The 26,847-nt window shown below is 69.7% G+C and carries 21 protein-coding genes; 4 read left to right on the forward strand and 17 right to left on the reverse strand.

Annotation, left to right across the window (positions count from 1 at the left end):
- Positions 1 to 129: 129 nt before the first annotated feature.
- From VF329_01790 to VF329_01830, 9 genes are all read right to left on the reverse strand, one after another.
- On the reverse strand, positions 130 to 990 hold the full coding sequence (locus VF329_01790; protein HEX7079729.1) for an SDR family NAD(P)-dependent oxidoreductase: 861 nt from the start codon (positions 988 to 990) through the stop codon (positions 130 to 132).
- Positions 991 to 1,019: 29 nt separating this feature from the next.
- Positions 1,020 to 2,192 carry a radical SAM protein gene (locus tag VF329_01795; protein HEX7079730.1) on the reverse strand — a complete coding sequence of 391 codons (1,173 nt, stop codon included), beginning with the start codon at positions 2,190 to 2,192 and terminating at the stop codon, positions 1,020 to 1,022.
- Between the two features lies 1 nt (position 2,193).
- Positions 2,194 to 3,423 carry a glycosyltransferase gene (locus VF329_01800; GenBank protein HEX7079731.1) on the reverse strand — a complete coding sequence of 410 codons (1,230 nt, stop codon included), beginning with the start codon at positions 3,421 to 3,423 and terminating at the stop codon, positions 2,194 to 2,196.
- Positions 3,420 to 4,547, reverse strand: a complete 1,128-nt coding sequence (locus tag VF329_01805; protein ID HEX7079732.1) for a glycosyltransferase — start codon at positions 4,545 to 4,547, stop codon at positions 3,420 to 3,422. The genes VF329_01800 and VF329_01805 overlap by 4 nt, the downstream gene beginning before the upstream one ends.
- Positions 4,544 to 5,671, reverse strand: a complete 1,128-nt coding sequence (wecB, locus tag VF329_01810; GenBank protein ID HEX7079733.1) for a UDP-N-acetylglucosamine 2-epimerase (non-hydrolyzing) — start codon at positions 5,669 to 5,671, stop codon at positions 4,544 to 4,546. Before wecB ends, VF329_01805 begins: the two co-directional genes overlap by 4 nt.
- 65 nt (positions 5,672 to 5,736) lie before the next feature.
- Positions 5,737 to 6,300 (reverse strand): SGNH/GDSL hydrolase family protein, encoded by a 564-nt coding sequence (locus tag VF329_01815; GenBank protein HEX7079734.1) that lies wholly within the window; start codon positions 6,298 to 6,300, stop codon positions 5,737 to 5,739.
- A 320-nt stretch (positions 6,301 to 6,620) separates the two neighbouring features.
- Entirely contained in the window at positions 6,621 to 7,859 is a 1,239-nt protein-coding gene (locus VF329_01820) for an NnrS family protein (protein ID HEX7079735.1), read from the reverse strand.
- Between the two features lie 11 nt (positions 7,860 to 7,870).
- Positions 7,871 to 8,476 carry a hypothetical protein gene (locus VF329_01825; GenBank protein HEX7079736.1) on the reverse strand — a complete coding sequence of 202 codons (606 nt, stop codon included), beginning with the start codon at positions 8,474 to 8,476 and terminating at the stop codon, positions 7,871 to 7,873.
- Between the two features lie 61 nt (positions 8,477 to 8,537).
- The gene (locus VF329_01830; GenBank protein ID HEX7079737.1) at positions 8,538 to 9,038 is read right to left on the reverse strand and encodes an Rrf2 family transcriptional regulator; all 501 of its coding nucleotides are present in this window, start codon (positions 9,036 to 9,038) and stop codon (positions 8,538 to 8,540) included.
- Between the two features lie 55 nt (positions 9,039 to 9,093).
- Here VF329_01830 and VF329_01835 point away from each other — a divergent pair, with 55 nt between their 5' ends.
- The 3 genes from VF329_01835 (at position 9,094) to VF329_01845 (ending at position 12,963) form a co-directional block, all read left to right on the forward strand.
- On the forward strand, positions 9,094 to 10,656 hold the full coding sequence (locus tag VF329_01835) for a multicopper oxidase family protein (protein ID HEX7079738.1): 1,563 nt from the start codon (positions 9,094 to 9,096) through the stop codon (positions 10,654 to 10,656).
- A gap of 167 nt (positions 10,657 to 10,823) precedes the next feature.
- The gene (locus tag VF329_01840) at positions 10,824 to 11,705 is read left to right on the forward strand and encodes a patatin-like phospholipase family protein (GenBank protein ID HEX7079739.1); all 882 of its coding nucleotides are present in this window, start codon (positions 10,824 to 10,826) and stop codon (positions 11,703 to 11,705) included.
- 109 nt (positions 11,706 to 11,814) lie between these two features.
- Positions 11,815 to 12,963, forward strand: a complete 1,149-nt coding sequence (locus tag VF329_01845) for a lipid A deacylase LpxR family protein (protein ID HEX7079740.1) — start codon at positions 11,815 to 11,817, stop codon at positions 12,961 to 12,963.
- A 6-nt stretch (positions 12,964 to 12,969) separates the two neighbouring features.
- Here VF329_01845 and VF329_01850 read toward each other — a convergent pair whose 3' ends face one another.
- The 7 genes from VF329_01850 to ftsH all read right to left on the reverse strand — a co-directional run bounded on the left by VF329_01850 (position 12,970) and on the right by ftsH (position 24,022).
- Complete coding sequence (locus tag VF329_01850) at positions 12,970 to 16,161, reverse strand: beta-phosphoglucomutase family hydrolase (protein ID HEX7079741.1); 3,192 nt, start codon at positions 16,159 to 16,161, stop codon at positions 12,970 to 12,972.
- A 152-nt stretch (positions 16,162 to 16,313) separates the two neighbouring features.
- Positions 16,314 to 17,402, reverse strand: a complete 1,089-nt coding sequence (locus tag VF329_01855; protein HEX7079742.1) for a c-type cytochrome — start codon at positions 17,400 to 17,402, stop codon at positions 16,314 to 16,316.
- A complete protein-coding gene (locus tag VF329_01860) occupies positions 17,393 to 18,019 on the reverse strand; it encodes a cytochrome c oxidase assembly protein (protein HEX7079743.1) in 627 nt (208 codons plus the stop codon). Before VF329_01860 ends, VF329_01855 begins: the two co-directional genes overlap by 10 nt.
- Before the next feature lie 23 nt (positions 18,020 to 18,042).
- Positions 18,043 to 18,426 (reverse strand): hypothetical protein, encoded by a 384-nt coding sequence (locus VF329_01865; protein ID HEX7079744.1) that lies wholly within the window; start codon positions 18,424 to 18,426, stop codon positions 18,043 to 18,045.
- Positions 18,423 to 20,969 (reverse strand): cytochrome c oxidase subunit I, encoded by a 2,547-nt coding sequence (gene ctaD, locus VF329_01870; protein ID HEX7079745.1) that lies wholly within the window; start codon positions 20,967 to 20,969, stop codon positions 18,423 to 18,425. The genes VF329_01865 and ctaD overlap by 4 nt, the downstream gene beginning before the upstream one ends.
- Entirely contained in the window at positions 20,970 to 21,896 is a 927-nt protein-coding gene (locus VF329_01875) for a cytochrome c oxidase subunit II (GenBank protein ID HEX7079746.1), read from the reverse strand.
- A gap of 83 nt (positions 21,897 to 21,979) precedes the next feature.
- Positions 21,980 to 24,022, reverse strand: a complete 2,043-nt coding sequence (gene ftsH / locus VF329_01880; GenBank protein HEX7079747.1) for an ATP-dependent zinc metalloprotease FtsH — start codon at positions 24,020 to 24,022, stop codon at positions 21,980 to 21,982.
- 293 nt (positions 24,023 to 24,315) lie between these two features.
- Here ftsH and VF329_01885 point away from each other — a divergent pair, with 293 nt between their 5' ends.
- Positions 24,316 to 24,801: a hypothetical protein gene (locus VF329_01885; protein ID HEX7079748.1), complete on the forward strand. Its 486-nt coding sequence runs from the start codon at positions 24,316 to 24,318 to the stop codon at positions 24,799 to 24,801.
- A gap of 55 nt (positions 24,802 to 24,856) precedes the next feature.
- Here the strand turns inward: VF329_01885 and VF329_01890 are convergent.
- A partial coding sequence (locus tag VF329_01890) for a cation-transporting P-type ATPase (GenBank protein HEX7079749.1) occupies positions 24,857 to 26,847 on the reverse strand: 1,991 nt, incomplete at its 5' end.

Consider the following 26,847-nt stretch of genomic DNA (forward strand, 5'->3'; position numbering starts at 1 on the left):
TGCGCCATCCGCGCGCGCACGCTCGACGCGACCTACATAAGTCCCACGGCCGGAGGCGGAAGTTCGGGGGATAGGGAATCGCGCCCAGGCAAGAGTACGCACGCTCGGCGGAATGCAAAAAACGCTTTGTCAGCCGCTGCCGCGCGCCCTCAACCGATGAAGCCACGCGTCCGGCAACGACAGCGTCACGGCGACGCGGAGCCGCGTACGGAAGCCCACGACGTAACGCGGCTTGGGCCGCCGGGACGTCAGCGCCTCAACGATAGCGGCGGCCACCCGGCCGGGAGGCTCGCCCGCGTCCTCGAGCTCGCGCAGCCGGCGCCTTCGGACGCCGAGCGCAGCCGCGTAGCGATCCCTATCCTCGCAGCGAAGCCGGGCAGCAAGCGCCTCCTCTGCCGCGCGAGCCTTCTTCCAGAGCGGTGTGGCGACGACGCCGGGCTCGATGAGGCTGACCCGAATGCCCTGCGCATGCAGCTCCGCGGCCATCACTTTCGTCAATGCCTCGAGCGCGAATTTCGACGCGCAGTACGGCCCGATCATCGGACCGGCGATGCGTCCGCTCGTGGAGCCGACGTTGACGATCCGTCCTCCGGAGCGCCGGAGCAGCGGCAGAAAGGCCTGAACCACCGCGAGCGGTCCGACGACATTGACGTCGAGCTGGCGGCGAAAGTCGGCGAGCGACACATGCTCGAGCGGCCCGGACACGACGATGCCGGCACTGTTCACGACGCCCGCGAGCACGCCCTCCTCCCCGAGCTCGCCGGCCACCGCGTCGGCAGCCGCGCGGACGCTCTCTTCGCGCGCCACGTCGAGCTCGAGCGGCGCGAGCCGCGTCGAAGCCGCGGCGGCCAGCCGCTCGGCGGCCGCGGGCCCGCGCACGCCCGCGAAGACCTTGAAGCCGCATCGGTCGAGCTCGAGCGCGGCGGCCTCGCCGATCCCGCTCGACGCGCCGGTCACGACGACGGCCCGGACGGCGTCCGCACCGTCCACTCTCTCCGCCCGCGGAACGCCGAGCGTGCTCATCGGAGCGGCAACGAGCCTGCGGCGGGCACGGGCCGTGGGGGTCGACCGGGCGCGACGGCGTCGCCCGGCCGGCGGTACCGCGCGACGTCGTAGCACCACGCGGGGTCCGCGATCCTCGCGCCCGTCACCGGCTCGAACTCGGACTCCCCGTACCTCGCGACGTAGTCGCGCCATGGGCCGTCGCAGACGAGCGCATAGCGGCATCGGCGGCACGCCGGCAGCCGCTTCTTGCGCAGCAGCTCGACGATTCGCGTGAAGCCGATGACCCTGAAGCCGTCGAGGCCGAGACGCCGCGCGGCCGTCCAGTCTTTCGCGAGCAAGCCGCCGAGGAGCGCGGCGAGATCGAACGCGAGGGCTTTCGGTTTCGTGTCGGCCCTGCGCACCTTGTTGCTCAAGTAGTAGTTCCAGTCGTCCGGGTCGAAGCTCTGCTGATACAAGTTCATGACGTACTTCTCGTAGCCCGTCATGAAGCAGAACGGTATGTACTTCACGCTGAGCGGCGGGAGCCGAGGCTCGTGGCGCTCGATCGCGCGTCTGATCGCGGCGCCCGCGTCCGAGTACCTCACTTGCATCCCTGCGGACGTCCCCTTGGCCTCGCTGACCGGGCTGAACACCGCGAGATTGATACAGTCCATCTCGAGGGCGACCAGCATGCCGAGGATGTCTTCGAGGTAAGCGTAGTTCGCCCCGGTCACGGTCGTGCTGCTGCGGCACCGCGCGCCGCACGCCTTCACGTTGCGGACGGCCGCCATGATGCGATCGAAGCTGCCCCGAATGCCCGTGTGAGCGTCGTGAAGCTCGGGCGTGTGGCCGTGAATCGAAAAAAGGAAATCGTTCGCTCCCGCGCCGACGACCACTTTCGCATACGAGGGCTTCGCGAGTCGTAAGCCGTTCGTGATGACGGAAACGTTCACGAAGCCGAGCGCCGCCGCATGGGCGATCAGCTCGACGAGATCCGGCCGTATCGTCGGCTCGCCGCCCGTGAACTCGACCTCCGTCGCGCCCGACGCGCGCAGCAGCTCGATGCGCCTCCGCAGCTGCGCGGTGGTCGGCTCCTTCTCTATCGGATTGTCGAGCGAGTCCTGGTAATAGCAGAAGCCGCAGCGGGCGTTGCAACGGTAGCCGAGCCGCACGTCGCCGCGCTGGGATAAGGCGATCGCCGCAGCCAACTCAATGCACTCGCACGCCGAGGGCGGCGTACACCGACACCATCCGCCGGCGATAGACGACGGCGTCGAAGCGGGCTTCGGCCGTCGCTCGCGCAATCCGCCCCATTCGGATCAGCTTCGCGTCGGGCGCCGCCGCGGCCTCGCGGAGCGCCGCGGCGAGCGACTCCACCGAGCCGCTGCGAAACAGCCAGCCGTTCTCGCCCGGCGTGACGATCTCCGGGATACCGCCGATGTCGGCGCCGATCACGGGCTTTCCCGCCGCGAAGGACTCGAGCACGCTGATCGGCGCATTTTCGTACCACTCCGCGGGCAGCACCGTGGCCCGGCACGCGCGCACCGCGTCGTAGAGGCGCTCGGCGGAGAGGCGCCCGAGAAATTCGACCTCGGCCCCGGTCCTTTCCGCCTCGCGCTCGAGCACGGCGCGCTGCGGCCCTTCGCCCGCGAGCCGCACGGCAGCGCCCGCCTCCGCCGCCGCACGGAGCAGCGTCGTGAGCCCTTTCTCCGGGGACAGCCTCCCGAGGTAGAGGAAGCCGCGGCCGGGCGAGAGGCTCGGCCGAATGGTCGAGCAGTCGACGAAGTTCGGTACGTGCACGAAGCGGCTCGCGTCCCAGCCCCACTCCGCGAGCTTGCGCGCATAGAACTCGCTCGGCACGACGAAGCAATCGACGTTCCTGCCGTACGAGTCGAGCAGGCGATGCAGCACCGCTTCGGCCATCACGATCGCGCTCAGCGTCACGGAGCCTTTGCTGCAGCGGTTCACGAGCACCCTGTGGAGCCGGCCGCCCTTGCACTCCTCGCACGCTCCGGCGCCGTTGAACATGTGGTATGCGGGGCACGCGAGCTTCAGGTCGTGCAGCGTCATGACGACGGGAACCCCGCGCCGCTTCAACACGCCGAGTATCGACGGAGAGAGGTGGTGGTAGATGCTGTGGCAGTGGCCGACGTCGGGGCGAACACGGTCGAGCAGCGCCGAGAGCTTCCGCCGCGCCTCGAGCGAGTACACGACCTTCGGCACGCGCCGCAGCTTCTGCGCCGTCGTGTACGCCGCGCCGAGCTCGAGCTCCTCGACGAAGAACTCGGACCACGGCGACGGCTCGTTCTCGGCGTGATGCATCGAGAACGGGACGACGGTCCAGCCGGCGCCCTCGAACATGCGGTTGTGACCGAGATACACGGCTTCCGAGCCGTCGCGCCGGTAGAAGTAGTTGTTGATCGACAGCAGCGTCGTCATCGGGATCGCTCGGCGGCCTGCTCGGGCCTCTGGACGACGCGGTCGAGAACGGCGGCCGTCTGCAGCGCGATGTTCGACCAATCGAACCGCTCGTCGAGCTTGCCGGAATCCGTGCGCGGCGCGGCGAGAAGCCGCTCGAGCCGCAATGCGAGGTCGGCGACGTTGCCGCGCTCGAAGTAGTGCGCGCGCGGCAGCCCGAGCTCCTCGTGCGCGTCGATGTCGGAGAGCAGCACGCGCGCTCCGCACGCGAGCGCTTCGAGCACCGCGAGCGGCATACCTTCGTAAGTCGACGCCATGACCGTGCACGCCGAATGCCGGTAGAGCCACGGCAGCTCGCGCGGCGCGACGTACCCGGCGAGCACGATTCGGCGGTTGCGGGCGGCCGCGGCGCGGACCCGCTTCGCATAAGGGTCGTCCGTTTCCGTGTTACCGCACACGACGAGGCGCCGGCTCGCGAGCGCCGGGGCCTCCATCGCCGCGGCCACGTCGAGGATCCGCTTGTGCTCGGTGATGCGCCCGACCATCAGCACGTAGCTCCCCGGCTCGAGCCGCCCGAGACGGCCGGTCGGACGCACGTACGGGCCCGAGCCCGAAGCCGCGCCGTTGTAGATCGCGTGGCACCGCACGCCGGCGGAAGCCTCGACCGCGCGCCGGATGGAATCGGAGACGCAGATCACGGCGTCCGCGTGGCGCACGCCGGCGCGCTCGCCGATCCTGAGCAGCGCGCGCGCGAAACGCCCCCATTTCGCGGCGTCGTAGTCGCGGCCGTGGTGCGTGACGACGACGCGCAGACCGGCAAGCCGCAGCAACGGGGCGAAGACGGCCGGGCCGATGCCGTGAACGTGCACGAGCTCCGGTCGCGCGGCGATGCAGTAGCCCGCGCACAAGAACGAGTGAACGAACGACTCGACGCCTTTCCCCCGCGGCGCCCAGACGCGCTTCGATTCGAGGCCCGGCACGTCGTCGCCGGAGCACGCCGGCCGGTAGCCGCACCGCACGAGCACGGTGATCTCGTATCCGAGCGGCGCGAGCCGCGAGTAGAGCTCGCGCGCGTGAGTCTCGATGCCTCCCTCGACGCCGCGGAGTTCCCGAAAGCCGAAGGCGACGAGGCGGCGGCGTCTCAAAGCCCGTCACCGCCGACCAGCGTCTCGGCGCAGATTTCCGCGGGCGCAGCCGGACGAGGACGTTGCGGATCGCGGCGCTCGGCGGCGGCCGCCTCGCTCAGCACACGGTCGACGATGCGGACGCCGGCGCCCGGCGGCCCGTAGATATCCGGCCAACCCCGGCGCTGCGCCGCGCACGCTTCCTCGACGCTCGCGAGGATCGGACCGATCGCGAAGCCGGCGACGACGTTGGCGCCGTTTGCAACGGTCAGGTGCCGCTCCGTGTTGTTCCGCAGCGTCACGCAGGGCACGCCGAGCAGATAGGCTTCCTCCTGGATGCAGCCGCTGTCGGTCAGAATCGCGAGCGCATGCTTCTGAAGCGCGAGAGACTCGAACGGCGAGACGGGATCGACCGCCTCGATCGCGCCGAGCTCGCGATCGAGCTTGTATCGCCGCAACGCATCGGCGGTCCGCGGGTGAACGGGAAAGACGACCGCGCGGCGCTCCGCGATTCTGCGCAGGGCGTGAAGGAGCGCCGTCATCCGCTCGCGCGAGTCCGTGAGCTCCTTGCGATGCAACGTGACGAAGACGTAGCGATCGGATCGCGGGGGGCGCGAGATCGCGTCCGCGAAGTCGTGCAGCACGTCGACCGTCGTGTTGCCTTCGAGGTGGATACGCCCCCGCACGGCCGGAGTGGCGCGCAGCAGGCGCTCCTCGTAGGCCGTATACGCGAACAGCAGGGTGGCGATCGAGTCGACCATGATTCGGTTGCGCTCCTCGCGCATCAGCACGTCGCCGGAGCGCAAGCCCGCTTCCACGTGCGTGACGCCGAGGTCGAGATAGAGGGCAGCGAGCGCGCCGGCCAGTGACGCGGCCGTATCGCCGTTCACGATGACGTGAGTGATGCCGTCCCTGACGAAAGTCCTCTGCAGCCATTCGATCGCGTTGCCCAGCGAGTATCGTCCGGGCAGCGCGCGGCTCCACTCGTAGCCCATCGCACGGTAGACGTCCGCGCACATCTTCCGCTGTCGATGCTGGTTCGTGTGCAGGACCTCGAATCGCACTCCCGCCCTCGCGAGCGCGGCGACGATCGAAAAGTTCTTGATGATCTCCGGTCTCGTGCCCTGCACCAGTGCAATTCTCAACAGCTCCCTCCTCGCGCCCCCCAACATGGCCGGCGCCGGCGCTCGCGCTGCCGGCGTCGCGGCGTTCAACGGCTCATGACCGCCTCCGCGTAACGCTCGGCGACCGCGCGGTTTCCGCTTTCGTTGAAGTGGACCGGATCGGTGTAGCACTCGGCCGTCAAGTTCGAAAACTCGACCATCCGGGCGACATCGAACTCGGCCGCGACGTCGCTCACCGCGCGGTTGTAGGCGTCGCGCCGCTCCTCGGCGGCGGCCGGAAAGAACGCGTGGCCGTCGGGCCACAGCGGCGGAATCTCGCCGCAGTAAAGCGCTCGGAATCCGTGCAGCTCCAATGCCGAGAGGACTTGCCGGTAGTACTCGGCGAACAAATCGATCGGTGTGCCGTCGCCGACGTCGTTCGCGCCGATGAGAATGCACGCGTGATGCACGTCGCTGGCGACGACGAGATCCGCGGGCAGTCGGAGCCACAGCCCGCGCGCCGTCAGGCCGTTCTCGCCGAGATTCAGCACTTGCCAGCGGTAGCGCGTGCGCCGATTGAGGATCTGCGCGAGATACATCGGGTAACAGCCGTACGTGCGGGCCCCGAAGGTCTGGCTGTCTCCCCAGCACGCGATGCGCTGATAATTCATGCGAGGCCCCCCGCGGCAGTCGACTTTTCGCTCAGCATCGGCGTTGTTTTTGTGCCGCGCGTCTGCCTCCGGTCGATGCAAAGGGTATGCCACGCGTTTCTCGGGCGCATTCGAGCGTCGCTGTTTGGGGACGCTTCGCGCGCGGGATCCGCCGCCTTCTTTTAGCACACACAACTTTTCGCGCGCGGAAGTCGCCGGCGCGTGCTGCCGGTCGGCTCGCAGGGCGCGGGCGCTGGAAGGCCTCGTCCCCGTTGCAAAAACTGGTGGGAAGATTCCAGGTTCTGACCCGCCGCGCCGCGCGAGAGCGCGTCGCGAGCAGCTCAAGCGCCGTCGGCGCGCGGCCCCAGCAGAATCGGAACGTAGACGCCGAGGAAGACGACGAACGCGCCCGCCCAAAGCAGCATCGCGCAACCGAGAGCGTGCAGCGTGGAGATCGGCAGCACGGCCGGGCCGAGCACACGAACCAACGCGCCGAGCACGACGAGGCCGTAGGCGGCAGTGATCGCGGGATGGACCACGAGCGGACGGCCCGTGTGCCCCAGCGCGACTCGCGTCGTCACCGCGAGGATCATCGTGCCGAACGCGCCCGCGGTTTGCGCATGCAGCCAGTTCGCGGCCCACGGCGACATCGACGTCAGCCATACCGCCTTCAGCGCGAGCGCCACGACGAGCCATGCGTAGCCGACGTGCAGCACGAAGACGATCGGCATGCGGACGGCGCGCAGCCCTTCCCAACGCGCGAGCCGCGCGCCGAGCAACACCGCGGCGATCGCGGCGACGAGGCCCGCGGCGAAGGTGCCCGGCACGACGAGATCCCCCACGACGACGGCAGCGACGGCGACGAGCGAGGCGCGCTCGAGGAGCGGCGCGGGCGCAATCGACGAGCCGCGGCCGGCGCGCACGAGCGCATTGCGGGTGAACGCCGGCACGATCCGGCCGCCGACGACGACCACCATCACGAGCACGAGGTTCGCGGCGAACCGCAGCGGATCGAACGGCAGCGCGCCGACCCATCCGAGCGCGACGGCGTGAAACAGGAGGTCCGCGACGAACAGCAGCCCGAGCATCACGAGGAAGGGATAGTTGCGCACGTTGCGCGTTCGAATCAGAGGCGGAGCGAGCGCCGCCGCGAGGCTCGGGAAGAACAGCAGATCGACGAGCACGGCGGGCGTCGAGTGCAGGCCGGTCAGCGGGCTCGCCACGACCCGCCCGGCGATCCAGAGCGCGGCCAGCGCCGCGAGCGGCGCGCCGGAGATCGCGCGCGTGCCGGTCCAGGTCGGCGCAGCGGTCAGCAGGAAGCCCGCGATCGCCGCCGCGACGAACCCGAAGAGCATTTCGTGGCCGTGCCAGCGGAAGAGCGGCAAAGCGTCGGCGGGCCAGGCCGCGCCCCGGAGCCCCAAGAAGAGCGCGACGAGCGCGATCGGCGCCCACGCGGCCGCGAGCAGGAAGAACGGCCGGAAGCCGTACGAGAAGACGACGCCGATCCCGCGAGAGGAAGCGACGCCGGTCCCGCGCGAGAAAACGACGCCGATCCCGCGTGCGGAAGGCGGTTCGCTCATCGGCCCACGCGTCAGCTCGCGCGCCCCCGGCGGAGCGCCGCGAGCGCGATCCACGAGACGACCGCGAGCCCCGCGAGCTTCAGCGTATCCATCGCGATGTAGATGCGGTGCAAGCTCGACGGCGGCGGCGTGCCGCCTTGCAGAATGACCTCGACGCGCGCATCGAGCGTGGGCAGCAGCCAGAGGTTCTGAACGGCGACTGCCGCGAGCAGGGCGGCGGCCGTGACGAGCGCGAGCGCGCCGGGCGTGAAGAGCCCCGCGGATGCGTGCGGCGTGCCGCGCCGGGCGAAGGCGCTGCGCAGGGCCGGCAGGCCGAACGCGGCGGCGCTCGCGAAGCCGGCGAGCGCGAGGACCACCTCGATGCGCCCGAACCACGAGAACGTCTGGCGCCCGACGTCGAGCGCGACCGGCAACGTCAGGCTCGGCGCGAGGAACTTCACCGGAGTCGCAAGGAACGATACGCCGAGCAAGGCCCCGAGCCACACGAGCCCGACGACGGCCAGCACGAGAACGGCCGCGTCGCCCCTCGCGCGATCGATCGTGTCGCGATCCGCCCGGGCGACGGCCGCGGCGGCGTCGGTCTCCGCAATCATCGAAATCCGCTTCGCACTGTGCATGAGATTCTCCTCGACGGGTCCGCAGCACCCTCGAGGCCCGGAGCCGGCCGCCGGCCGCGGCTCAGGCCGCGGTCGGCGTGGCCCGCGGGCGCCGCTTCCGCACCCCGCTCGGACGCTGCCCCCCGAGCAACGCGTGCAGCCGCTCGCCCGGCCGGAGCAAATCCTCGAGCGTGTACCGGTCGAGCACCTCGAGAAACGCCCCGAGCGCGCCGCCGAGGACGTTCCTCAGCATGCAAGCGGGCGCGATCACGCAGGCTTCCGGCTGCGACGGATCGAAGCAGGGCACGACGTGGAACCCGCCCTCGACGTCGCGCACGACGTCGCCGAGGCCGATCTCCGCAGCCGGAACCGCGAGCCGCAGCCCGCCGCCCTTGCCGCGCGACGTCTCGAGGTAGCCGGCACGCCCGAGGTGCTGCACGACCTTCATCAGGTGGTTGCGCGAGATCCCGTACTGCGCCGAGATCTCGCCGATCGTGACGCCCTTTGCGCCGCCCCGCCTATCGTTCAGGCCGACGGAGATCAGCACCCGCAATGTGTAATCGGTGAACCTTGTCAGCTGCATGGGCGTCTTGTAGCATAAGATGCATCTAATCTACTTCTTTAAGGCGATCGACGCAATGCGCAGCTCGTCCCGTTCTTTCCGTTCGCCGCGAAGTCGTGCCCCGGCCCGCGCAGCGGCGTATCGCAACGGTCTCTCGGGCGCTCTGGTCGCCCTCGCGGCGCTCGTCGCCGGCTGCGGCGGCGCGGAGCCCGAGGAGCCCGCGCCCCCTCCGGCGCCGACCCAGAGCGCGCTCGAGGTCGAGCAACCCGAGGGGTGGGCCGACGAGCTCGCGATGAGCACACCCGAGGATCTGAACCCCGATCCCAACGTCCTCGAGATCGAGCTCGAGGCGAAGATCACCGAGCTGGAGATCCTTCCGGGCAAGCGCACGCCGGTCTGGACCTACAACGGCAGCTTGCCGGGGCCGCTTATCCGCGCGAAGGTCGGCGACAAGATCATCGTCCACTTCAAGAACTCGCTGCCGGAGCCGACGAGCATCCACTGGCACGGCATGCGGCTCCCGAACAACATGGACGGCGTCCCCGGCCTCACTCAGGATCCGATCGAGCCGGGCGGTGAGTTCCGCTACGAGTTCACCGCCCGCGACGCGGGCACGTTCTGGTACCACCCGCACATCAACTCCGCGCCGCAGGTCGGCTGGGGGCTCTACGGCTCGCTGGTCGTCGAGGACCCGTCCGATCCGGAAGTCTTCGGCGACGAGCTCGTGCTCGTGCTGTCCGACATGGCGCTCGACGAGAACGGGCAGTTCTTGCCGGAGGACACGGGCGGCGAGTTCGGCGACCTTTTCGGGCGCGAGGGCAACATCCTGCTCGTGAACGGCAAGGTGCTTCCGCGCCTCAAGGTGCGCGCCGGAAAGCAGCAGCGCTGGCGCGTGATCAACGCCGCACGGGCCCGCTACTACACGCTCCGCCTCCCGAACCACACGTTCGTCAAGCTCGGGGGCGACAGCGGTCTCGCCGAGCGATCGGCCGAGGTCAACCGGGTCGTGCTCGTCCCGGGCGAGCGCACCGACATGGTGTTCACACCGTCCGATCCGCCCGGCACCGTCAGCATCCTGCAATGGATTCCCACCGAGCGCGGCTTCGGCAGCACGTTCAACCGGCCCCGCGAGAAAATGCTCGAGATCGAGACGGTGGATCTGCCGCCCGTCAAACCCGAGCCCATTCCGTCGTTTCTGCGCGAGATCGAGCCGATCGATGTGACGAACGCGAAGGAGCTCACGATCGAGCTCACGATCGACACCGTCAGCACGGCGCACGCGAAGGAAGTCGTCATGGGCATCAACGGCGTGCCGTACTGGGACAGCGAGCCGCTCGAGGCGCATATCGGCGAGACGCAGATCTGGAACGTCGTCAACGGCACGGCGTTCGCCCATCCGTTCCATCTGCACGGCTACTTCTTCCAGGTGCTCGACGACACGCGCATTCCCGAATGGAAGGACACGGTCGACGTGCCGGCGAACTCGAGCCTGAGGCTCGCCGTCCGCTTCGACGAGCGTCCCGGCATGTGGATGTACCACTGCCACATTCTCGACCATGCGGACTCGGGCATGATGGGGCACCTTTGGGTCGCCGCCGAAGGGGAAGAGCACCCGCCGCACGTCCAGCTGATACACTGACCGCCGGCGTGCCGCCGGTCGAGCTGCTGCATTCACCGCCGGCGTCCCGAAGGTCCGGCGCGAATGCGCTGGTATTGCGTCCCGCAAGCCTCTATATCTGATCCTTGACGGGACGCTCGCGCTATTCGCGGGCGCCGAACCGGGATGAAGCCCGAACGGGACCGGCCATGGGCAATGTCTCCGCATCGCTCGTCCTCGGCGCCGGCGGCGCGCGCGGCCTCGCGCATGTCGGCGTCATCCGCTGCCTCGAAGACAACGGCTACGAGATCCGCTACATCTCCGGCTCGTCGATGGGCGCGCTGGTCGGCGGCATCTTTGCCGCCGGCAAGCTCGATGCGTTCGCCGACTGGGTGGTCGCGCTCCAACGCCTCGACGTGCTCCGCCTGCTCGACTGGTCGCTGAGCGGCGGAGCGCTTTTCAAGGGCGAAAGGATCATTCGCGTGCTGGAGGCGCTGGTCGGCGACCGCGTGATCGAGGAGCTGCCGATCGGCTTCACCGCCGTCGCCACGGAGCTTTCCACGGGCCGCGAGATGTGGCTCAACCGTGGCTCCCTGTTCGACGCGATCCACGCGTCGATCGCGGTGCCGACGATCTTCGCACCCGTTCCCCGCGACGGCCTCGTGCTCGTGGACGGCGGCATCGTCAACCCGGTGCCGGTCGCCCCGACCCTGAACGCGCATACCGACGTGACCGTCGCGGTGGATCTGAACGCGCCCGACGAAACCGTCGTGCCGGTGCGCCTCGGCTCCTCCTCGGAGCCGCGCGTCGGCGACGGGACGCGCCAGAGCATCCTGCGCTTCCTCGATGCGATCCTCCCGCCGAGCGACCAGGCGCCCGCCACCCGCATGGGATTCTACGATCTCGCCGCGCGCTCGATGGATGCGATGCAGCGCACGATCACGCAGCTCAAGCTCGCAAGCTACGCTCCGTCGCTGGTGATTCGCATTCCCGGGAATCTCTGCGGCTTCTTCGACTTCTATCGGGCGAAAGAGCTGATCGACTTCGGCTACGAGCGCACCGAGAGGGCGCTCGAGCGGCTCGGATCGTGATCGTCCGGCACCGCGCGAATGGCATGCTTTTTGAAGCTGCCGGAAGGAACTGTCCGGCGCGCCGTTCGTGCGAGGACGGCCGTCGACGAGCAATCACGGAAACTCGGGCGTGGGGCATCGGCACTTTGCCGCGGCCGTCGCGGCCGCAATCGTCGGTCTCGCGGAAGTCTCGGGTGCGGCGCAGCCCGGGCTCGCGCGCGAGCCGGTCGCTCCTGGGCCCGTGCTCGAGAACGGACGGCCGCGCGGGCTGCCGCTGAACGGCGACGGCCGAGAAAAGCGAAACGCCGGCTTCCGTGTGTCCATCGACAACGATCTTCTGTCGTACGGCCAAAGCGATGCCGACTACACGGCGGGCTTCGCCGTGACGCTCGCGGGTCGCCGGGCCGCCTCGTCGCCTTTTTCGTTGGACACGGCCGTCGGGTGGCTCGATCCGCTCGTCCCGGCCACGCGGAGGTCCCATCCGCCGTACCGGCTGCATTCGCTCCAAGTGGGACTGATGGCATTCACTCCGGATAACCTGAACACGGCGGCGCCGATCTTCGACGACCGTCCCTACGCGAGCCTGCTGTTCGTCTCGAACGGGCGAACGTTCGTCTCCGACCCGATGGAGCCGGTCTACGACACGTCGTTCACCGTCGGGCTTCTCGGCCTCGACGTCGCGAAGCTGCTGCAGAAGGGACTGCACGAAGCGTTGCAGCTCGACGAGGTGCCGGCGGGGTGGGACCACCAGATCTCGGACGGGGGCGAGCCGACGCTGCGCTTCATGTGGGCGCGCCAGGCGCTGCTCGCTTCGGACTTTCAGTCCGATCGGAGGGAGCACGAGATCAAGTGGCGCACCGAGGCGAGCGTCGGCTATGTCACGGAGGCAGCGATCTCGGTATCCGGCCGATGGGGCCGCATCAACACGCCGTGGTGGAGCTTCGCGCCGGAGCACGGCGATTACGTTCTCCAGCCTTCGCCCGTGATCGGCACGGCCGTGCGCGACGACGTCCGCGAGCTTTATCTGTGGGGCGGTGTGAAGATCCGCGCCCGCGCCTACAACGCGTTCCTCCAAGGGCAGTTCCGCGACAGCGACGTCGAGATCGACGGCGACGCGATCGAGCGCATCACGGCCGAGGCATGGATCGGCGTGACGTGGCAGCCGGCGCCCGTGCTGCGCTTGAGCTATGCCGCGCGGTATCAGACCGCAGAGCTCGAGCGCGGGCCCGGCAGCCGCGACATACGGTGGGCCGGGTTCATCGTCAGCCGCAATTTCTGAGAAGGCTCACGGCTTGCGGCCGCGGCGCAAATCGAAGGTGCGCGTGGTGCCGGCCGTGAGCTCGTGGACCTCGTCCCTGAAGCCGAGCCGGATCGGCGCCACGCCGGGCTCGCGGCCGCGGACGCTCAGCGTGTCCCGCGTGAGCTTCAGGTCGAGCGAGTGCCCGCGGTACCGGACACGCATGTCGAGCCGCTCGAGCTCCTCGGGCAGCTGCGGATTGAAGCGGAGCACGTCACCGGTGACCTCGATGCCGGTGGAGACCCGCTGCACCAGGTCCACGGTGCCCGCCATGGCCCCGAGGTGCACGCCCTCCGACGTCGTGCCCTGCTGGATGTCGCTGACGTCGCTCTGCAGCGCCTCGGCGAAGTACCTCATCGCGCGCGGGCGGTCCGAGCGGGCGAGCACCCACGCATGCACGACGCGCGAGAGCGTCGAGCCGTGCGTCGAGCGCCGGTCGTAGTAGTCGACGTTGCGCGGGATCGTCTCGGAGTCGAACGCGTAGCCGAGGCTGCGCAGCAGCTCGCCGAGCTCCTCGGACGAGAAGAGGTAGAAGAGCATCAGGACGTCCGCCTGCTTCGAGGCCTTGTAGCGGTTCGCGCTGTCGTTCTCCGCTTCGAGGATCAGCTCGAGACGCTGGATGTTGCCGTAGCGCTTGCGGTAGTCGTCCCAGTCGAGCTCCTCGAGCCGCTCGTAGCCTTCGAACTGACTGATGATGCCGTCGCCGTGAAACGGCACGAACATCCGGCGGGCGACATCGCGCCAGCGCTCGATCTCGTCTTTCGCGAGCTTGAGTCGAGCCGTGAGATCGGCGCGGCGGATGTCGGGAAGCAGTTCGAGCACGTCGAGCGCGCGCCGCAGCACCCACACGGCCATGACGTTCGTGTAGGCGTTGTTGTCGAGCCCGGGCTCTGCCGTGTCGGGATACCCGTCGTGGAACTCGTCGGGCCCCATGACGCCCCGAATCTCGTAGCGTCCGCGCTCCTCGTCGAATACCGCGATGCTCGACCAGAACCGGGCGATCTCCAGGATCAGCTCCGCGCCGTAGAACTGGAGGAACTCGATGTCGCGCGTGACTTGAAAGTACTGCCAGACGTTGTACGCGATGGCGCTGCCGACGTGACGCTGCAAGTAGGTGTTGTCCGGCACCCAGCGGTTGGAGCGCGGATTGAGATTCAGCTCCTGCGTCTCCTCCTGGCCGTCGCTGCCGCTTTGCCACGGAAACATCGCGCCGCGGTATCCGGCGGCCCGGGCTGCGGCTCGCGCTTCGTCCAGGCGCCGGTAGCGATACATCAGCAGCGACCGGGTGATCTCGGGCGTGCGGATGTTCAATGTCGGAAAGATGAACAGCTCGTCCCAGAACACGTGCCCCTGATAGTGCTCGCCGGTCCAGCCTCGGGCCGGCACGCCGATGTCGAGGCCGATCGAGTTCAACGATGCGGCCTGGAGAAGATGGAACATGTTGAGCCTGAGGAGCATCGGAACGTTGAGCGGAAAGCGTTCGCCGGCGGGCTTCAGGTTCACGTCGAAGCGGCGCCAGAGCTCCTTCCACGCGAGGGCGTGATCCGCGGCGAGAACCTCGAAGCGGCCCGCGCGGCCGATCGCCTTGCACGCCGCCAGGCTGCACTCGGAGATGGCCGCGTCGCGCGACGTGAAGAGCGCGGCGATCTTCTCGATCGCAAGCATCTCGCCCCGGCGAAGGTCCGCGGTAAGCTCCTCGCCTACCCTGCCCGGCTCCTCGAAGCGCCGGCGCCGGGCTTCGAAAGGCGCGCCGTCCCGAAACGCGCGCGTTGTCGCCGCGATGGCGACGTGCAGATCCGATTGGGTCGTGTGGACGAGCAGGTAAACGCCGTCGTCGCCGGCCAGGCCCGCAGCGAGCGGCTCGAGGTGGCGGTTGTTGAACTTCTCGTAAAGCTTCGCGCCCGCGTTGACGATGCGGCCGTCGATCGCCGACCGGATCGTCACGCGGCCGGACCAGTTCTCCGGCGTCAGCGTGAGCTCGAGGCCCGCGAGATGCATGTCCGACATCGAGACGATGCGCCGCTCCTCGAGCGCGCTGCGGCGCCCGCGCCCGTCCTCGAAACGGATGCGGCGGCGCAACGTGCCCTGGCGCAAGTCGAGCTCCTGTCTGTAGTCGAGAATCGCGACCTCTCGGAGATCGAGCCGCTCACCGTCTTCCGCCGCGAACGACACGGTGAGCCAGTTCGGGAAGTTCACGAGATCCTCGTTCTCGACGACGCGCCCGGCGATGTCCGTGCGCAACCGGTTGTACCCGCCGGCGACGTAAGTCCCCGGATAGTGCACGCCGTCGGCCCGCGCCCACGGCAGCGCGCCGCGGGTCTCGAAGTACCCGTTGCCGAGCGCGCACAGCGATTCCCGGATGCCCTCGGTCCGCGGATCGAAGGCCTCGTACACGAGGGCCCAGGCCGAGGGTTCTTCCGCGGCGATCCGGATCTCGCCGAGATCGCCGACGACGACGTCGGCGCCGGCGTGCCTCAGCTCGCGCGAACGCCCCGCGCGGTCGACGCCGATCACGAGCCCGAAACCGCCGGCCCGTCCCGCCTCGACGCCGGCCGTCGCGTCCTCGACGACGATGCAGCGCGACGGCTCCGAGCGCAGACGCCGTGCCGCCTCGAGGAACGTATCCGGCGCGGGTTTGCCGGCGAGGCCGAGGCGCTCGAGATCGACGCCGTCGACGCGCGCATCGAAGAGCGCGTCGATGCCGGCCGTCTCGAGCACGGCCTTGCAGTTCTTGCTCGACGAGACGACCGCGGTCTTCACCTCCTGCGCGCGAAGTGCGCGCACGAGCGCGACACTCGCGTCGAATACCTCGACGCCTTCGCGCGTGAGCGTCTCGAGAAAATAGCCGTCCTTGCGCCGCCCGAGCCCGTGGACCGTGAGCGCGTCGGCGTCGTCATCGGGCGAGCCTGCGGGCAAATCGATGCCGCGTGACTCGAGAAACGAAGCGACGCCGTCGTCGCGCGGCTTGCCGTCGACGTACCGGCGGTAGTCCGCGTCGATGTCGAACGGCACGAACCGCTCGCCGGTGCGTTCGGCGCGCTCGCGAAGGAACTCGTCAAAGAGCCGCTTCCACGCGGCGGCGTGGACGGTCGCGGTGCGGGTCAGCACGCCGTCGAGATCGAAGAGCGCCGCGTCGTAGTCGCGAGGCGCGAGCGTGACGCAGGGCCCGGCGCCGCTCATGACACGCGCGAAGCGATTCGGCCGCGGTGCTCAGCGGAACGGCAATACGAAGTTCGCGCAACCATCGCGCAGCCGTTCGAGCAAGCTTCGTGCCACTCCCCGAAAAAGGTGTCGGACACCATTTTTCCGGAAATCGTGTCTGACACCTTTTTTTAGCGGCGCGCGGCGAAGTATCGGGCGAGCGGCTCGATCAGGTGCTCGGGAATGCGCCGCGCGATCATCGGCATCGGCTCGTCCGGCTGACTCGCTTCGACCGCCTCGCCGCTGCGCCACGCGCGCAGCCGCAGCGCGAGATACTCCGCCTTCTGGCCGGCGAGAATCGGGTAGCGGGGGCGCTTGCCCGGCGAGTGGCAGCGCACGCAGGCCGGCAAATCGAGCTCCGGGATGCCGTGCGCGACGACTGCGGCCGCGGTGGCCGCCGCGGTCGGGGGCTCGGCATCCTGCGCTTGCGGAGCGACGACGGGCACCTCGTCGAGCCCCGGGCGGGCCGCATAGTGCTCGACCAGCGCGGCACGCATCGCGGCGCTGACGCGCGCGGCCGCGGCCGTCATCACGGCGCCGTCACGCCGCCCGGACGCGAAGTCGTTCAACGACTCAAGCAGATAGAGCGGCTTTTGGCCCGCGAGGATCGGAATCTCAGGCTGGCCTCGCCCGTGATTCGCGTGGCAGCGCTCGCAGTCGTCCAGCGCCTCCTCGAAGCTCCGAGGCCGCCCGCCGGCGAGGCGGCCCTTCGGGCCGTACGCGAGCTCGCGGTACTCGGCCGCGGACATCTCCGGCAATCGGCGGACGAATGCCGCCATGCGGCGGATCTCGTCGTCGCGCTCGCGCGCGGGCCACGCCGGCATGCCGGTGAATTTCACGCCGTGCTTGATGATCCAGAAGAGCTCGGCGTCCGTGTACGTGGCCGCGGTTACGGCGAGGTCGGGCGCCGGCGGCGCGGCCGCCTGCATCACCGGCGAGGGCCGCTCGCCGGGCGCTCCGTGGCATACCGCGCAGCTGCCGGCGTAATGACCCGCAGCCGAGACGAGCCCGCCCGCGTCCGCGGCAGGCTCCTCGACGGTCAACGCCGCGTACGTGCGCACGGTATTGCGCATCGACCAGTGCAGAAACCAGTCGGTGACGGCCCAGTGCCCGGTCGATGCCCCGACGTGGATCACGCCGGACCATGCGATCGCCATGCCGGCGACGAAGACGAGGACCGCGACGAGGAGCACGCGCCGCCACGTGATCGTCACGAGCATCGGCCGACCTCCGCGCCGCGATCCGCGAGCAGCCCGGCGAGCAGGACGAGCGCACCGACGAGATATCCGCCTCCGCCGACGAGCAGCATCACAACGCCGGCGAGCTGCTGGTCCTCGAGCGCCGTCAATCCGAGGCTCGTAACGGGATGCGCGCCGAACAGCGGCCGCGGCGCGAGCGCGATCAGCACGCCGAGCAGCGTCATGTGCATCGTCGTCAGCAGCAGCGCGGCGACGCCCGCCGCGCGCCGTCCGCTCGCGGCGCCCGCACCCGTCCCGAGGCACGCGCTCCAGAGCAAGAGCCCGGCCGCGGCGAACGCCGCCTGCTCGAGCGCGAGACCGGTGAGGCTGCCGCTCGCGAGCGCGCGGGCCGCCGGCACGTGCCAACCCCATACGACGACGAGCTCGGCGATCGACATCGGAAGCGGCGTGACGACCCGCGGCCAGCGCGCGGCCGGGTCCGCAGCCGTGCCGGCGAAGCCGACCGCGAGCAACGGAGCGGCCACGGCGACCGCCGTCATGTGCGCAAGCATGTGCACGGTCAAACCATGCCCGACGACGGCGCCGAGCCACGCGCCGGCGAGCGCGGCGAGGCCCGCAGCGGAGGCCGCGCGCCGCACCGACGAGCCTGCCGGCCCCGCGCTCAACGGCAGTCCTCGAAAACGAAGGCCGGCAAAGCCGTGAACACGATCGCGACGAAGCTCAACGACGCGAGCAGCAGCGTCGACACGGCGAGGAAACGCGCGCGGTCCTCGTCGGTGCTGTCGTCGTGCGCCGGCGGGTCGCCGGCGATTCGCGATTTCGCCCACGCCACGTAGCCCGACGCGAGCACGATCAGCAGCGCCGCGAAGGTCGCCGCCGCGATCGCGACCCGCACGTCGCCGAGCACGACGCCGGGCCCGCCCTTCGCGCACCGCACTGCGGCGTAGACGTAGCAGAACAGGAAGTGCAGAGCCCATACCGTCGGCGGCAGGATCAACGCCCACAGCGTCGACTTCATCTGCTGCGCGCGGCGGTAGAGGCTCACGCCGCGAGCTCCGGGAAAAAGGCGATCACGCCGAAGGCTACCGCCGCGGTGAGCGCCGTGAAGTGCTGGTACACCGTGACGTTGCGGAGGTCCCCGTCGTACGTCGGGGTCACGCGCCCGGCGACGCTCCGCGCGAGCGCATAGAGCAGCATCACGACGCCGAGGAGCGCGTGCGCGGCCATCCAGATCGCGAGCACCCACACGATCGCAGGATAGACGTGAAGCGTCGGATCGAGGCCCGCGATCCACGGCGCGGCGAGCGCGGCGATACCGCCGGCGCCGGTCGCGGCGGCGCCGGCCGCCAGCGCGGCGCGGGCGACTCCGGTCCGGCCGCGCGCATTCGCCTCCCGGGCACCGACCGTCGCCGCCCAGCCCGCGAGCATCAGCCCGAGCGCGGCCATCGGCGAAACGATGCCCGGCCCCGAAAGCCCCGGCGCGGCGTCCGGCGGAAACTCCGCATGAATCGTCCAGTAGAAGAAGTAGCCGAAGATCAGGCTCGCGAAGGCCGTCGCATCGGCCGTCATCGTGATGCACATCGCCCACCAGCCGGGCGATTGCGGGCCCGACGAGTAGAGCGGCAGCACGAGGCCGCGGCCCGCGGCCTTCGCCGTCTTCTCGGGAATCATCGACGTCCCGCTCCACAGCCACCATACGATCGCGGCGAGCGCGAGCACGGCGCTCGCGAGCGCCGGCCAATAGAGGTGGAACGTCGTCAGGATGAAGACTCCGCCGAGCGCCGCAGACGCGAGAAACGGCTTGACGCTCGGCCCGCCGATGCGCGCGATCTGCAGCGGCTTCGCGTCGAGGACGCTGCTGATCATCAGCTCGCGGCAACCTTCCTCGGCGTCCGGCAAGAAGTAGCGCCCCTCGTCGACGTTCTCCATGAAGCGCGGCTCGTCCCAGATCGGATAGCGCGACTCGATCAGCGGCACGGATCGCACGCCCCAGTGCTCCTGCCGCGGGCCCGCGAGCCACTCGAGCGTGCCGGCGTTCCACGGGTTGCGCTCGGCGCGGCGGCGCGCGGGCGACAGGCAGAGATCGACGACGACGATCGCGATGCCGAGCGCGAGCAGATACGCGCCGGCGGTCGACGTGAAGTTCAGCGCATCGAGCCCGAGCCCTTCCGGATACGTGTACACGCGCCGCGGCATGCCTATGAGCCCCGATACGTGCATCGGGAAGAAGCCGACATTGAAGCCGGCGAAGATCAGCCAGAACGCGGCACGCCCGAGCCGATCGGAGAGCTTCTTCCCCGTCACCATCGGCCAGTAGTAGTAGAGCCCGGCGAAGAGCGGCATCACGGCGCCGCCGATCAGCACGTAATGCAGGTGCGCGACGACGAAATACGTGTCGTGCGCCTGCCAGTCGAACGGTGCAACGGCGACCATCACGCCCGTGAGGCCGCCGATCACGAAGATCGCGAGCGCGCCCGCGCCGTAGAGCATCGGCGTCGACCAGATGACGCGGCCCGCCCAGAGCGTCGCGATGAAGGCGAAGATCTGCACGCCGGTGGGGATCGCCACGGCCTCCGACGCGGCGGAGAAGAATCCGAGGCTGATGTTCGGCAGCCCGGTCGCGAACATGTGGTGCACCCACAGTCCGAAGCTGATGAAGCCCGTGCCGACGGCGGCGAGCACGATCCACGGATAGCCGATGAGGTGACGGCGCGCGAACGTCGGCACGATCATCGCGAAAAGCGCGATCGACGGCAGGAAGATGATGTAGACCTCCGGATGACCGAAGATCCAGAAGAGATGCTGCCAGAGCAGCGGGTCGCCGCCGCGCGCCGCGTCGAAGAACGGCCAGTCGAGCAGGCGCTCGAGCTCGAACAGGATGTCGCCCGCGATCAGCGGCGGGAACGCGAACAGGATCATCACGCCGACGACGAGGATGTACCACGCGTAGAGCGGCATGAGGTTCAGCCGCATCCCGGGCGGGCGGCACTTCAGCACGCCGACGATCAGCTCCACGGCCGCGGCGATCGACGCGACCTCGATGAACGAAAGCCCGAGCATCCAGATGTCCGCGCCGATGCCGGTGATCGTGGGCTCGGTCGTGAGCGGCGGATACATGAACCACCCGCCGTCCGGCGCGGCGTCGAAGAAGATCGAGCCCGCGACGAACACGCCGCCGATCAGAAAGCTCCAGTAGCCGAAGGCCGAGAGGCGCGGGAACGGCAGATCGCGCGCGCCGAGCAGCTGCGGCAGGATCAGAATCGACACGGCCTCGAACATCGGCACCGCAAACAGAAACATCATCACGGAGCCGTGCAGCGTGAAGAGCTGATTGAACGTCGACGCCGAGACGAAATCGTTGTTCGGCACGGCGAGCTGCGTGCGCATCACGAGCGCGAGGATTCCGGCGAAGAGCAGCATCGCGAAGGCCGTCAACGTGTACCAAACGCCGACTGCGTTGTTGTTCACGTCGGTCCAGCGGAGGAAGACGCCGCGGGGCGGCGCCCAAACCGCGCGCAGCCGCGCCTCCTGTGCCGCGCGAACGTCGGGATCGTCCTGATCGGGCACGTCGAACGGCGCCGCGGACACTTATCGCAGCTCCAGCAGATAGGCGGCGATCGCGTTGGCGTCGCGTTCGGGCATGTCCACGAACGACGGCATCCTCACACCGGGCTTGCGAGCCGCGGGATCGCGCAGAAAGGCGCTGACCGCGCCGATCTCGAGCGGCAAAGTGCCGGCCGCGAACGACACGCGCGATCCGAAATGCGTGAGGTCGGGGCCGATCGGCGTGCCCGGGTGATGGCCGCGCACGACGTGGCAGGCGGGGCAGCCGTATTCGTCGAACAGCCGCCGCCCGTCGCCCGTCACGGCGGCAGCGGGCCTCGCGAGCCGGGCGAGCCAACGGTCGAAGTCGTCCGGCTCGAGCGCGATCACGTCGAATGCCATGTTGGCGTGGCTCAAGCCGCAGAACTCCGCGCACGCACCGCGGAACGAGCCCACGCGCGTCGCGAGCACGGTGAGCACGTTCGTGCGGCCCGGGATCATGTCGAGCTTTCCGGCAAGCCCCGGAATCCAGAAGCTGTGGATCACGTCCGGGCTTTCGAGCTCGAACGTGACCGCGCGGCCCGCCGGAATGCGAATCTCGTTCGCCGTCTCCACGCCGGCGCCGGCGCCGCTCCGATAGCTCACGCGCCACCAGAACTGCTCGCCGTCCACGGCGATCTCGACGCCGTCCTCGGCGGCCGAGAGCGGCTCCATTCGCGGCAGGGACACGACGAGCAGCGCGGTGAGGAGGAGCGTCGGAACGATGGCGCCGAGCCAGAGCACGATCCGCAGACCGCCGTGAAAGTCGAGGCCCTCGTCCGTGCGCACCGCGTGCCAGGCGAGCGCGAGCACGCCGAGCGTGATCAGCGCCGCCGCGGCGAACATCCCGCCGCCGAGCGCACGAAGCGCTTCGGCTTCCGTGCCGAACGTCGAGAACGTGGATTGGACGCCGGCGCAGCCCCCGAGCAGCACGCAGGCAGCGAGGATCGACCCACGGAGCGGCCGGCAAGGGTCCCGATGAAGACGCGCTCGAAATTCGATGCGCCGCCCGTCGATCACACCGCCGCGCTCGCCGCCTTCTCGCCGCGTCGCTCCTCGAGCGCCGGTGCCGCGGGCAACCCGGTCGCCTCGAGAATCTCCTCCTCGTCCAAGGTCTCGCGCTCGAGCAGCGCCGCTACCAGCGCGTCGAGCTCGCGCCGGTGCGCTTCCAGAAGGCGCCTCGCCTCGGCGTAGCTGTCGCCGATGATGCGGCGGACCTCCGCGTCGATGGCCCTCTGGGTCTCCTCGCTGAAAGGCTTCTCGCCGCCGTAGCCCGCGAATCCGCCGGAGCCGCTCAGGTACGGATTGCGCTGCGGCGCGAGCTGCACGAGGCCGAGCTTCTCGCTCATGCCCCACCGCGTCACCATGTTGCGCGCGAGGTCCGTCGCCTGCGCGATGTCGTTCTCCGCGCCGGTGGTGCGCGTGCCGTAGACGATCTCCTCGGCGGCGCGCCCGCCGAGCACGCCGACGATCCTCGCACGCAGATACGCCTCGGGGTAGTTGTAGCGGTCGCTGTCGGGCCGCTGGTAAGTCACGCCGAGGGCCTGCCCGCGCGGCACGATCGTGACGCGGTGCACGGGATCGGCGCCCGGGACGAGCAGCCCGAGAATCGCGTGCCCGCTTTCGTGGTACGCGATGCGCTCGCGGTCCTCCTGCGTGAGCAGCAGCGGTCGCTCCGGCCCGAGCACGATCTTCTCGAGCGCGTCGAGGAAATCGCGCTGCTGCACCTCGTTGCGATTGCGGCGCGCCGCGAGCAGCGCGGCTTCGTTCACGAGGTTGCGGATGTCGGCGCCGGAGAACCCGGGTGTGGCCGCGGCGAGCTCCTCGAGGCTCACGTCGGAAGCGAGCGGCGTCTGGCGCGTATGGATCTTCAGGATCTCCACGCGGCCTTTCTTGTCCGGCAAGTTCACGACCACGCGGCGGTCGAAGCGTCCCGGGCGCAGCAACGCCCGATCGAGGACGTCCGGCTGATTCGTTGCGGCGAGCACGATGATGCCTTCGCGGCTCGAGAAGCCGTCCATCTCCGTGAGGATCTGGTTCAGGGTCTGCTCCTGCTCGCTCGAAGCGCCGCCGATCGCGAGCCCGCCGCGCGCGCGGCCGATCGCATCGAGCTCGTCGATGAAGATGATCGCCGGAGCATGCTCCCGCGCCTGCTTGAAGAGATCGCGCACCCGCGCGGCGCCGACGCCGACGATCATCTCGACGAACTCCGCGGCGCTCATCGAGAAGAACGGCACGCCGGCCTCGCCGGCGACCGCGCGCGCGAGCAGCGTCTTGCCGGTTCCCGGCGCGCCGACGAGCAGCACGCCTTTCGGCGCCGTGCCGCCGAGGCGGGTGTACTTTTCCGGAGACTTCAGAAAATCGACGATCTCGACGAGCTCTGCCTCGACCTCGTCGATGCCGGCGACGTCGTCGAACGTCACTCGAGCGTCTCGCTCCGCGTCGTAGCGCCGCGCCTTGCTTCGCCCGATGCCCATCAGGCCTCCGCCGAGCCCGCCGCCCTGCTTCGCCGCGCGCCGGAAGAGCCACACGTAGAAGGCGATGATCAGGATCGCGGGCCCGAAGCCGAACAGCAGGACGCTGAGCGGCGATCCGCCGGAGCTGATCGGCTCCGCGGTGATCTCGACGCCGTGATCGATCAGCAAGGCCTCGAGGCCGGGATCCACGAAGGTCGGGAGCGTCGTCTCGAAGGTCCTTCCGGTGCGCGGCTCGGGCCGCTCGCCGAGCGGTCCCCGGGCCGGCGCTTCGGAGCCCGCGGCGTCGCCGCCGGAGGAACGCTCGGCCGGCGCGTCGGAGCGTTCGCCGCCCCGCGCGGCCGCGCCGCCCTCGTCCGTGTCGGCGGCCGTCCGAGGAGGCGGATACGTCACGGGCCGGACGAAACGCCCCTCGATGCTCTGGCCCTGGTTGTAGATCGCCTCGACGTTACCGGCCGCGACCTGCTCCTTGAACACGGTGTACGGCACCGTGAGCGCCGCGTCGGGCTCCGAGAAGAACGTCCGGACGAGCAGGAAATTCGCGACGAGGATCAGAACGAACCAGATCCAGGTGTTGCGCGGCATCGAGGGCTTGTCGTCGCCCGGCCTGCGGCTCCCCCCTTCGCCGGGCCTTCCGCCGTGCTGCGGCGCCCGTCGATCGCCGCCGCGCCGTTCCCCGGGGGGCTGTGCCATCCACGAGCCCTTCGCGCCTGCCTTGCCGTCCACGATCCAGACCCCCGTTTGCGCTCAGCCGCGGCCGCCCCATGCAGAATCGTTGCGGATCGGAAAGCAAGAAACGTACCGCACGGCGCGCGATGCGCTGGCGGGTCCGGGCGGCGATTTGCATAATGGGCGGGACGCGAAGCGGGAGCGTTACGATGAGTGTCTATCGATCCGTCTCCGCCGCCGCCGGGGCGCTCGTTGCGCTCGGGTTCGCCGGTCCGGCCGCCGCACAGTTCGGCGTCAGCTTGCCGCAGAAGGACTTCACCTGGCAGTGGGGCAATCCGGTCGAGGCCCGCGGCTCGAACGACTTCTCCACCCAGGGGAGCGAAGCCGGATTCCGCTGCGACTTGCGCGGCGCGCTTCGGCTCGGCAGCCGCATGACGACGATGGACGTGAGAGCCCTCGAAAGGGAGCTCGGCGTCAGCCTCTATTTCATTCAGGCCGCGACGAACGCGATGAACACGCTCGACTACCAGCGTGAGCTCGATTGGGCCGTGCTCGAATGCACGAAGCCCGAGCCGCGCGAGCTCAGCGCGGAGGAGCAGCAAGAGCGGCTCGACAAGCTGCGCGAGCGGGCGTTGCGCCGCCAGGCGGAACGGCGCGAGCGCCGCGAACGGGAGGAGGCTCGGGCCGCGGATTGACCGCGCGTTCCCGGGCGCCCGGGCTCGCACGGCGCTCGGCCGAAAGGCGTCGGAGTCAATCCCGCGCCGCGGCGCCTCCGCGCGTCGACGCAGGCCGCTCGGCCTCCGAGGCGCCCGGCGACGTCTCCGGCCGCAATCGCCCGAAAGCCTTGCCGAGCTCCCGCAGCCACAGCACCGAGCTCGCGATCACCGTGCAGAGCACCCAATCCGCGAGGCTCAACGGCGTCGTCGAGAAGGCGCGCTGCAGGAACGGCGTGTAGAGCACCGCCGCCTGCAACGCAAGCGAGAGCCCGACCGCACCCCAGAGCCACGGGTTCGCGAAGAGATCCGCGAAGGCGGTGCGCTCGTCGGAGCGGGCGTTGAAGACGTTGAAGAGCGAGAACAGCACGAGCGTGTGGAAGGCCATCGTCTGCGCTTCACGCAGGCCGCGTGAGCCTTCCACGAGCCCGCCGGGTAGGCTCACGTCGATCACGAGCAGCGTTCCGGCCGCGAAGATCGCACCGACCGCGAAGATGCCGCGCCACATTCGCGGCGTGATCACGCCCTCCCGTGCCGGGCGCGGCGGCCTCGTCATCGCGTCGGAGTCCGGGGGGTCCACGCCGAGCGCGAGCGCGGGAGCACCGTCGGTGACGAGATTGATCCAGAGGATCTGGGTCGCGAGCAGCGGCAACGCGAAGGCGCCCTCTCCCGCCGCGGCGCTCAACCCGATCGCGTCCGCGAGCAGCACGCCGAAGAACATCGTCACGACCTCGCCGACGTTCGACGACAGGAGATAGCGCAAGAACTTGCGGATGTTCGCGAAGATCGCGCGGCCCTCCTCGACGGCGGCGACGATCGTCGCGAAATTGTCGTCCGCGAGCACCATGTCGCCGGCCCGCTTCGAGACGTCGGTGCCGGTGATCCCCATCGCGATGCCGATGTCGGCCGCTTTCAGCGCCGGCGCATCGTTCACGCCGTCCCCGGTCATCGCGACCGTCATCCCGCGCCGCTGGAGCGCGCGCACGATCCGCAGCTTGTGCTCCGGATCGACGCGGGCGTAGACGGAAACGTCGCGAACGATGCCGTCGACGTCCTCGTCGGAGCTCGTCGCGAGCTCCGCGCCGGTGACCGCTCGGCCGTCGCCGGCGATCCCCAGCTCCTCGGCGATCACGGCGGCGGTGCGCGGATGATCGCCGGTGATCATGATCGTGCGAATGCCGGCACGCTTCGCGCGTGCGACGGCCTCCTTCGCCTCGGCGCGGGGCGGGTCGATCATCCCGATCAGGCCGACGAAGACGAGATCTCGCTCGATGCGGGAATCGACCGCTTCGAGCTCGACTGCGGGTTTCGGCAGCTCGCGAAATGCGAGGCCGAGCGTGCGCAGCGCCTCGTCCGCAAGCGCTTCGTTGGCCGCGAGAATCGCTGCGCGGCGATCGGCGGTCAGCGGCCGGGTGTCGGCGCCGACGAGCTCCGCCGTGCAGTGCTCGAGCAGCACGTCCGGCGCGCCCTTCGTCATGACGATAACGGCGTCGCGCTCCGCGTCCGCGTGGATCGTGCTCATCCGCTTGCGCTCGGACGAGAACGGAATCTCGGCGAGCCGAGGGTAGCGCCGGTCGAGCGTGTCGCGGCCGAGCCCGGCCTTGCGAGCGGCGACGGTGAGAGCACCCTCCGTCGGGTCGCCCTGAATCGTCCACCGGCCGTCGCGGAGCTCGAGCGCCGCATTGTTCGCGCGCTCGGCCACGGTGAGCGCGCGCACGAGCTCGCTCCGCAAGTCGCCTTCGACCGTGCCGCCGCCCGCGGCGGTCACGTCGCCTTCGGGCGAGTAGCCCGTGCCGGCGAGCTCGACGCGGCCGCTCGCCGTCACCACGGCCCGCGCCGTCATCTCGTTGCGGGTGAGCGTGCCCGTCTTGTCCGACGCGATCACACCCGCGGAGCCGAGCGTCTCGACGGCGGCGAGGCGGCGGACGATCGCATTGCGGCGCGCCATGCGCTGCACGCCGAGCGACAACACGGCCGTGACGATCGCGGGCAAGCCTTCCGGCACGGCCGCGACGGCGAGCGCGACGC

The sequence above is a fragment of the Gammaproteobacteria bacterium genome (assembly GCA_036381015.1).
Taxonomy (GTDB): Bacteria; Pseudomonadota; Gammaproteobacteria; order Steroidobacterales; family Rariloculaceae; genus ZC4RG20.

What these genes read in the sequence shown, in the direction of transcription:
- VF329_01850 (HEX7079741.1), bottom strand. Translation starts at nt 16,161, where the DNA reads ATGAGCGGCGCCGGGCCCTGCGTCACGCTCGCGCCTCGCGACTACGAC.
- VF329_01820 (HEX7079735.1), bottom strand. Translation starts at nt 7,859, where the DNA reads ATGAGCGAACCGCCTTCCGCACGCGGGATCGGCGTCGTTTTCTCGCGC.
- VF329_01825 (HEX7079736.1), bottom strand. Translation starts at nt 8,476, where the DNA reads ATGCACAGTGCGAAGCGGATTTCGATGATTGCGGAGACCGACGCCGCC.
- VF329_01885 (HEX7079748.1), top strand. Translation starts at nt 24,316, where the DNA reads ATGAGTGTCTATCGATCCGTCTCCGCCGCCGCCGGGGCGCTCGTTGCG.
- VF329_01855 (HEX7079742.1), bottom strand. Translation starts at nt 17,402, where the DNA reads ATGCTCGTGACGATCACGTGGCGGCGCGTGCTCCTCGTCGCGGTCCTC.
- VF329_01835 (HEX7079738.1), top strand. Translation starts at nt 9,094, where the DNA reads ATGCGCAGCTCGTCCCGTTCTTTCCGTTCGCCGCGAAGTCGTGCCCCG.
- VF329_01800 (HEX7079731.1), bottom strand. Translation starts at nt 3,423, where the DNA reads ATGACGACGCTGCTGTCGATCAACAACTACTTCTACCGGCGCGACGGC.
- VF329_01830 (HEX7079737.1), bottom strand. Translation starts at nt 9,038, where the DNA reads ATGCAGCTGACAAGGTTCACCGATTACACATTGCGGGTGCTGATCTCC.
- ftsH (HEX7079747.1), bottom strand. Translation starts at nt 24,022, where the DNA reads ATGCCGCGCAACACCTGGATCTGGTTCGTTCTGATCCTCGTCGCGAAT.
- VF329_01840 (HEX7079739.1), top strand. Translation starts at nt 10,824, where the DNA reads ATGGGCAATGTCTCCGCATCGCTCGTCCTCGGCGCCGGCGGCGCGCGC.
- VF329_01815 (HEX7079734.1), bottom strand. Translation starts at nt 6,300, where the DNA reads ATGAATTATCAGCGCATCGCGTGCTGGGGAGACAGCCAGACCTTCGGG.